This is a genomic window from Amycolatopsis kentuckyensis, from assembly GCF_002155975.1.
Taxonomy (GTDB): domain Bacteria; phylum Actinomycetota; class Actinomycetes; order Mycobacteriales; family Pseudonocardiaceae; genus Amycolatopsis; species Amycolatopsis kentuckyensis.
This window is the reverse complement of record NZ_MUMI01000338.1, coordinates 1-7,808: the sequence shown is the minus strand read 5'-3', so window position 1 is coordinate 7,808 and position 7,808 is coordinate 1. Positions and strand designations below refer to the sequence as shown.

Annotated in this window: 8 protein-coding genes; 4 read left to right on the top strand and 4 right to left on the bottom strand. The window is 70.7% G+C overall.

What is annotated here, in order from left to right:
• The 4 genes from CCN39_RS30120 to CCN39_RS30105 all read left to right on the top strand — a co-directional run.
• Positions 1–1,385 (top strand): sensor histidine kinase (locus CCN39_RS30120; RefSeq protein ID WP_086847675.1); only part of this gene is annotated, 1,385 nt, incomplete at its 5' end.
• A complete protein-coding gene (locus CCN39_RS30115; RefSeq protein WP_086847673.1) occupies positions 1,382–1,822 on the top strand; it encodes a response regulator in 441 nt (146 codons plus the stop codon). The genes CCN39_RS30120 and CCN39_RS30115, both read left to right, overlap by 4 nt.
• A gap of 34 nt (positions 1,823–1,856) precedes the next feature.
• Positions 1,857–2,213, top strand: a complete 357-nt coding sequence (locus CCN39_RS30110; protein ID WP_244211068.1) for an STAS domain-containing protein — start codon at positions 1,857–1,859, stop codon at positions 2,211–2,213.
• Positions 2,210–2,620 carry an ATP-binding protein gene (locus tag CCN39_RS30105; RefSeq protein ID WP_086847672.1) on the top strand — a complete coding sequence of 137 codons (411 nt, stop codon included), beginning with the start codon at positions 2,210–2,212 and terminating at the stop codon, positions 2,618–2,620. The genes CCN39_RS30110 and CCN39_RS30105 overlap by 4 nt, the downstream gene beginning before the upstream one ends.
• Before the next feature lie 53 nt (positions 2,621–2,673).
• On the opposite strand, the gene CCN39_RS30100 is transcribed toward CCN39_RS30105, so the two are convergent.
• From CCN39_RS30100 to CCN39_RS30085, 4 genes are all read right to left on the bottom strand, one after another.
• Positions 2,674–4,293: a phospholipase C gene (locus CCN39_RS30100; RefSeq protein ID WP_086847671.1), complete on the bottom strand. Its 1,620-nt coding sequence runs from the start codon at positions 4,291–4,293 to the stop codon at positions 2,674–2,676.
• A gap of 26 nt (positions 4,294–4,319) precedes the next feature.
• Positions 4,320–5,474, bottom strand: coding sequence for a Dyp-type peroxidase (locus tag CCN39_RS30095; RefSeq protein WP_086847676.1), 1,155 nt, complete (start codon positions 5,472–5,474; stop codon positions 4,320–4,322).
• Between the two features lie 107 nt (positions 5,475–5,581).
• Complete coding sequence (locus CCN39_RS30090) at positions 5,582–6,739, bottom strand: imelysin family protein (protein ID WP_086847669.1); 1,158 nt, start codon at positions 6,737–6,739, stop codon at positions 5,582–5,584.
• A 211-nt stretch (positions 6,740–6,950) separates the two neighbouring features.
• Positions 6,951–7,727 (bottom strand): ArsR/SmtB family transcription factor, encoded by a 777-nt coding sequence (locus CCN39_RS30085; protein ID WP_086847667.1) that lies wholly within the window; start codon positions 7,725–7,727, stop codon positions 6,951–6,953.
• Positions 7,728–7,808: the final 81 nt, after the last annotated feature.

The following is a 7,808-nucleotide window of genomic DNA, read 5'->3' as shown; positions in this document are numbered from 1 at the left end:
GGGTGCGCGGCTACCAGCTCGGCCGTCAGCCGGCGTTCCTGGTGCCCTACACCGACGGGGTCCGGGCCCAGACCGACGCCGTCACGCAGCTGCGGCAGCTCGGCGCGGCCCCGGGCACGCGGATCGGCGACGACCTCGACGCCGTGCTGCGCGCGGCCACCGCCTGGCAGGCCGCGGCCGCGCCCACCATCGCGCCTGCCGCGCCGCCGGTCACCGCGGCCCAGATCGAACGCGGCCGGACGCTGTTCGTCGACGTCCGCAAGGCGCTCGACACCCAGCTCGACCACCTGGCCGCGATCCGCGACGCCGGCCGCGGCGACCTGGACGCGGCGGCGCGCTTCCTCAACGCGATGTTCGTGGTCGTCGCCGTGCTCGTGCTGCTGCTGTTCGCGATGCTGTTCCTCGGCCTGCGGCAGGTCGTCACCCGGCCGATCCTGCGGCTGGCCCGCGACGTCCGCCGGGTCGCCGATGCCGACGTCCACAGCCCGGTGCACGGGAGCGGGCCGCGCGAGATCGTCCAGCTCGGCGCGGACGTCGAGGCGATGCGGCAGCGCATCCTCGACGAGGTCGCCGAGATCGAGCGGGCGCACGCGCTGCTGGACCGGCGCACGCAGGAGGCAGAGCGGTCCAACGCGCTGCTGGACCGGCGCACGCGCGAGCTGGAGCGGTCCAACGCCGACCTGGAGCAGTTCGCCTACGTCGCATCGCACGACCTGCAGGAGCCGCTGCGGAAGGTGGCCAGCTTCTGCCAGCTGCTCCAGCGGCGCTACCAGGGCCTGCTCGACGAGCGCGGCGAGCAGTACATCGAGTACGCCGTCGACGGCGCGAAGCGGATGCAGATCCTGATCAACGACCTGCTGGCGTTCTCGCGGGTCGGCCGGAAGCCGGGTGAGCACGTCGTGGCCGACGCGGGCGCGCTGGTCGACGACGCGATCGCGAACCTGGAGGTCGCCCTGTCGCTCAGCGGCGGCAAGGTCTCGCGCGGCGACCTGCCCGAGGTGCGCGTCGAGCCGGCGCTGATGACGGCGGTGTTCCAGAACCTCATCGGCAACGCGCTGAAGTTCAAGGGCGAGGCGCCGCCGGAGGTCCGGGTCACCGCCGAGCGCGACGGCGACGACTGGGTGTTCTCCGTGGTGGACAACGGGATCGGCATCGACGCCGAGTACGCCGAACGGGTGTTCGCGCTGTTCCAGCGGCTGCACACGCGCTCCGCGTACCCGGGCACCGGGATCGGCCTGGCCCTGTGCCGCCGGATCGTCGAGTACCACGGCGGCCGGATCTGGCTCGACACCGAGGCCGCCGACACGACGTTCCGCTTCACCCTGCCGGCCCGCGAGGACCCGGCTCTCGAAAACCCGGCTCGCGAGGAGGAGGCGACCGCATGACGCAGGCGTCCGCCCCGATCGACATCCTGCTGGTCGAAGACGACCCGGGTGACGTGCTGATGACCCGGGAAGCGTTCGCGCACCACAAGATCCGCAACCCGCTGCACGTCGCGGAGGACGGCGTCGAAGCGCTGCGGTTCCTGAAGCGCGAAGGGCCGTTCGGCGAGGCGCCGCGGCCGGGGCTGATCCTGCTCGACCTCAACCTGCCCCGCAAGGACGGCCGGGAACTGCTCGGCGAGATCAAGCAGGATCTCGCGCTGCGCACGATCCCGGTGGTCGTGCTGACCACGTCCGAGGCGGAAGAGGACATCCTGCGCAGCTACGAGCTGCACGCCAACGCCTACGTCACCAAGCCGGTCGACTTCGAGAAGTTCGTCGAAGTGGTCCGGAAGATCGACGATTTCTGGGTCACCGTGGTGAAGCTCCCGCACCGGTAGCCGTTTGGCGGGGAGTGCGGCACGATGGGAGGCCGTGACCCCTTCGACACCCGACCTGCCCGCCACCGAGCTGGCCGTGACGCTCGACTGGCGGGGCCGGGCCGCGGTGCTGGCCGTGGCGGGGGAGATCGACCTGGTCAGCGCGCCGGAGTTCGGGGAAGTCGTCGACGTGGTGCTGGCCCGCGGGCCGGAGAAGCTGGTGGTCGATCTGCGCGAAGTGACGTTCTTCTGCTCGGCGGGCCTGCAGGTGCTCGCCGCCGCCCACCGCAGGCTGGCCGAGCGCGCGTTGTGCGTGGTGAGCGATTCCCCGGTGACGTCGGGCCCGTTGAAGACGACCGGGCTCGACACGTGGATCGGCGTCCACCCGACCGTCGACGAAGCACTCACATGACGCCCGAGCCGTTTCGCTGCCACGGCGTGCCGGCGGCGCCCGGCGCCCTCCGCCGCCTGCGGCACGACCTGATGGCGTGGGTGCTGTCGGCCGGCGTCGACGAGGACCGGGCCGGCGACATCGTGCTGGCCAGTTACGAGGCACTCGCGAACGTGGCCGACCACGCCTACGAGGGTGCGGGCGACGGGCTCGTGGACGTCGACGCCTCGCTGTCCCCGGGCCGGCTCGAGGTGGTGATCACCGACCACGGGCAGTGGCGGACGCCGGTGCCGGACACCCGGCCGGTTTCGTTGCGCGGCCGGGGATTGCTGCTGCTGCGGGCCAGCGCCGACCGCGCGGACATCACCTCGGGCGACCAGGGCACGGTGGTCACCCTGACCTGGGACCTGGACTCCGTCACGTCCTGAGGTTCCCTTGCGCTCCCCGCCCCGACGGGGAGGGCGGGGAGCACGAGCGGGGACTAGCGGACCACGGCTCCGGTCTTCGGGTCGAGGGTGACCTTGCGGGCCTTCGGCCACCAGAAGTCGAACATCTCGTTGAGCGGATTGGCGCGCGTGTCGAACGACGAGTCGCCGATCCGGCCGGTGAACCAGTTGTCCTCGATGAACTTCAGCACCGAGGTCTGGTCCGTGAGCGTGTGGTCGACGTGGTTCACCTTGCTGAACGGCGAAACCACCAGCAGCGGCAGGCGGGGGCCGTAGCCGCAGCGGTCGGCGTACGTGCCCACCGTCGTCGCCTTGGCCGTGCAGATCGCCTGGTCCTGCGAAGCGTCGTGCGAGCCGTTGACGATCGGCGACTTCTGGTGGTCGTACCAGCCGTCCGAGTCGTCGTAGGCCAGCACGATCGCCGTCGACTTCCAGTCCGGGGACTGCTGGATCTTGTTGATTTCGCCGACGACGAACTGCTGCTCGTCCAGCGGGTCCGAGTAACCCGCGTGGCCGTCCTGGTACTCCGGGGCCTTCAGGAAGCTCACCGCGGGCATCGAACCGGCCTTGAGCGCGTCGTCGAAGTCCGCGATGTCGTACTGGTGGTTCGCGCGGTCGGTCTGGCCGATCGCCTGCACCGAGGACGGCGGGACGTGCTTCGGGTTCGCCGTCGACGGGTAGTACTGGAACGGCTCGTGGTGCGGGCTGTAGTCGACGACGGCGTTGCCGCCGATGTTCGTGTGGGTCTGGCCGCACACCGCGTAGCCGTTGGCCGTGCCGGTCGGGCGGAAGCCGCCCTGGAACCAGCCCCAGGTGACGTGGCGCTGGTTGAGCAGGTCACCGATGTTGCGGCCGTGCATGGTGGCCAGGTTGTCCTTGCTCGTGTGGTTCTTGCCCGAGCAGTCGTCCCACGCCGGGTCCGGGTCGTTGATCATCGTGCCGACGCCGTTCGCGTCCGGCGACTGCACGGCGTAGGCGTCGCTGACCGGCTCGTGCGTCACCGGGTCGACGGCCTGGACGCCGTGGGTGTTGCCCGAGATGAGGTCGATCGCGCCGGGGCTCGACGGGCCGAAGACCGTGTTGAACGAGTTGTCGTTCAGCGCGTAGTGCTGGGCGTAGTTCCACATGCCCGTGACGGTGTTGCCGTCGTAGTAGTCCATGACCAGGCCGGGCTCGCCGAACAGGATCGGCTGGCCGGTGCACTTGTCGGTCTCGGTCTTCTCGACGAACTTGTCCATCTTGCCGCCGTTGAAGGCGGCCTGCTCGGCGCCGTAGTTGTGGTTCTGGTCGCAGGTGAGCGCCTGCTGGGGCGTGAGCCGCTTCGGGTTGTAGGCGTTGGGGTTGTCGGTCAGCAGCTTCTTGTCGAGGCCGTTGACCTTCGGGGTGCCGGGCGCGGCGGTGAACGGCGTGCCGTCGGTGTTGGCCGCGTTCGGGTAGGTGCCGAAGTAGTGGTCGAACGAGATGTTCTCGCCGAAGATGACGACGACGTGCTTGATCGGCGTCGACGTCGGGATCCAGTGCGCGGGGAACAGGTTCAGCGGCTGGGCGTCGGCGGTGGCTGCCGCGGAGCCGGTGACGACGGCCAGCGCGGCCACCGAGGCGAGTGCCCCGGCGCCGAGCAGGCCGCGCCGTCGCCGTCGGGTCTTTCTGTCCACTGTGGATTCCTTTCGTGGTGGGGATTTCAGGTGAGCAGGGAACGCCCGAAGTGGTCGTCCGGGCCGGTGACGCCCGGCAGCGCGAAGAAGTAGCCGCCGCCGAACGGGGAGATGTAGTCGGTCAGGGGTTCGTCGGCCAGGCGCGTCTGGACGGCTTCGAACTGGCGCTCGAGGTCCTGCTGGTAGCAGACGAACAGCAGGCCCATGTCCAGGTTGCCGTTGCTGTCGACGCCGCGGTCGTAGTTCACCGCGCGGCGCAGGATCCGGCTGGCGTCGGTCTCCGGCGTGCGCGGGTTCGCCTTCCGGATGTGGCTGGTCAGCGGGATGACGGTGCCGACCGGGTCGTCGGAGTACCGGGGGACGTCGGTCTCCTGCGTGCCGTCGAGCGGGGCGCCGGTGTCGCGGCGGCGGCCGAACATGTTCTCCTGCTCGGCGAGCGAAACGCGGTCCCAGAACTCGACGAGCATCCGGATCAGCCGGACGACCTGGTAGCTGCCGCCGGCGGTCCACGCGGGCTCGCCTTGCGTCCACACCAGACTGTCCACTTCGGAGCCGGTCGGGTTGGCGGTGCCGTCCTTGAAGCCCATCAGGTTGCGCGGGGTACCGTCCGGCCGGGGCGGGGAGGTGAAGCCGTTGAGCTTCCAGCGCAGCTGCATGCCGCCGCGGGTGGCGCGCGCGATGTCCCGCAGCGCGTGCAGGACGGTGTCGGTGTCGTTCGCGGACAGGACCAGGCTGAGGTCGCCGTGGCACTGGGCGGGGTCGAGGGCGTCGTTCGGGAACGTCGTCATCGGCTTGAGCTTGGCGGGCTTGAGTTTCGCGAGGCCGTACCGGTCGTCGAAGAGGCTCGCGCCGACGCCGAGGATGACGCCGAGATCGCTGCCGGGCACAACGGGTCCGAGCACCCCGGAGTCGGCGGGCGGCGCGGTGATCCCGAGCGCGGCGGGCGCCCCGCCGGTGGTGAGGAACCGGGCCCGATCGGTGATGGCGCGGAAGAGTTCGGTGAGCTCGGCCGTGGTCTCGGCGACGGCGTCGAAGGAGGCGACGATGGTCTGGGTGGGCGGCTTGCGCAGGATGGCGGCCTGGTGGGGCCCGTGGAAGGGCACGGGCGAGCTGCCGTCGGTGACGGTCGCGGCGGAGGCCCCGAGCCCGGCCCCGGCGGCCACGGTGAGGCCCGCGCCCATTGCGGCGCGGCGCAGGAAGGAACGGCGGGGGAGGCCGGTCGTGGTGTGGCCGGCAGCGGTTGCGGGCGGCTCGGCCGGGCCGGTCCGGTGCTCGCGGGGCAGGTCGGTCACGAGACCCTCCTCGGCTCGGCGATCGCCGCGATCGGGGCCAGCAGTTCCGTCAGCTCGCTCACGTCCGCGTTGAGCTTCTGCCGCTGCTGCCGGCCCAGCTCGGCCGGGCGGATCCAGGTGCCGTCCGGGCGGCGGCCCGCGTCCAGCGCCCTCTGCGTGCGGTCCAGCCAGCTGTCCACCTTGGACAGGTCCGGGTACCTCGGCGTCAGCAGCGGCCGCAGGACGTCCAGCACCGCGCGGGTGCCGTCGAGGTTCGCGCGGGCCGTGGCCAGGTTCGTGCCGCTGCCGTAGTCGGTGCGGCCGGTCAGTTCGAACTGCAGCGTGTTCTCCATGATCTCGTGCGCGCGCAGCCCGAGGTCGTTCCCGTCGACCTGGCTGTCGGCGAAGGACGCCTGCAGCGCGCGGGCGTCGGTGTCGAGCTGGTCGGCGACGGCGCCGAGCGCGCCCAGGTCCTCGCCGTGCCAAAGGCCCTGCTCCAGGCGGTGGAAGCCGGTGAAACCCGGGTCGGCCGCGCCGCCCGGCAGGCCGTCGGCCGTGCCGTTGAGGGCGCCGTCGGAGTCGCCGAAGGCGTCGTAGGCCGCGCCCAGCCGCTCGTACGTCAGGTGGGCGGTCAGCCACGCCGCCTGGCTCGCCGCGCGGTCGCCGCCGTGCACGGTGTTCTTCAGCGCGCCGATGTTCGCGACCAGCTCGCCGAGCCCCGTCAGCACGTGTTGCTGGTAGGCCTTGAGCGGGCCGAGCAGGTCGTCGTGCGTCACCGGCGCGACGCCCGGCCCGGTCCGCTCGGCGCCGCCGGTGATCCGCACGGCGGGGCCGACGATCGCGCCCGCGTCCTCGGGCAGGCAGCGGAACGCGTAGCTGCCGTTGCCCAGGTTCACCTGCAACGGCCGGGTCGTCGCCGCGCCGAGGCCCTCGACCTCGCCGTAGATCACGCCGGTCGCCGGGTCGATCAGGTCGACCTCGGCCGTCACCGAGCCGGTGTTGTGCAGGCGGAACGTCTGCGGCCCCGGCTTCGGATCCGTCCAGCCGGTGCCGCACGCCGAGCGCGAGACCGCGATCTCGGGATCGACGGCCGACGCGTCGTCCGGCCAGAACGCCACGACGGCGCCCGCCGCGGCGGCCACGACCGCGGCCACCACGATCCAGCGGGTACGCACTGACCCCGGCACGCGCACTCTCCCGTCACTCGATCGGACCATCACCGGTCACGGATTATGCGAGCCTAACGCCCGGAAAACCGCATCGGATCCGATCGAAAGAGGGAAGTTCACGCGGACTTCAGCCGGCCGAACACAAAAGAGGGAGAATTCAGACGTATCTGGAGTGCCAGATCTGTCTCGTTCGGGATGTTCGACCGGTTTGGTCAGGTCACGGCAGGGGAGCGCCGGTCTCCAGCAGCGTCTTGAGGCTGGACAGCAGCGCGGGCCAGCCCTGGCTGCACATCTCCAGCGTCGTGCTGCCGGCGTCGAAACCGTCGTGGAGCACGGTCAGCTTCACCATTTCCCCGTGCGGTTCGAGGGTGAACGTCACCTTGGTCCGGCTCTCCCGCTGCAGTTTCGCGAGCGTTTCCTCGTCGATGCCGTTCGCTTTCGCCCAATCCGCGGTGAATGTGTGCCAGGTGTAGGACAGGCGGCGATGGGGTTCCGATTCGAGGACGACCTGTCCGGGATCGCTCGTTTTCGCGCCGCGTTCGGCCCACGTCATCGGCGAGCCCTTTTTCCAGTCGGTTTCGAAGGAGACGCCCCAGTACCGGCTCGTGAAGGCCGGATCGGTAAGCGCTTGCCAGAGTTTCTCCGGCGTGGTGTTGATGTAGGTGGTGTACGCGAAATCGTTCATCGGTGCGGACTCCAGTGCTCGTTTGAGATCGGCCAGCGCGCCGGCCCGCCGCCGGTCGTAGCGGGTCATCCAGCGCTCGGCGATCGCGTTGATCGGCGCGGCGTCGAGGTGGTGCAGCTTTTCGCGGCCGCGCCAGGTGGTGGTGATCAGCCCGGCCGCCTCGAGTACGGCCAGGTGCTTGCTCACCGACTGGCGCGCCATGTCCAGCCCCGCGCACAGCTCGCGCAGGGTCTGGCCGTTGCGCTCGTTGAGCACGTCCAGCAACTGGCGGCGGCTGGGATCGGCCAGCGCCTTGAAGACCTCGTCCATCGCGCCTTCCCGTCGACATGCAGCCATCCGGCTGCCTTTTGACGATAGGCAGCCGGATGGGTGCATGTCAACCGGAAGGCG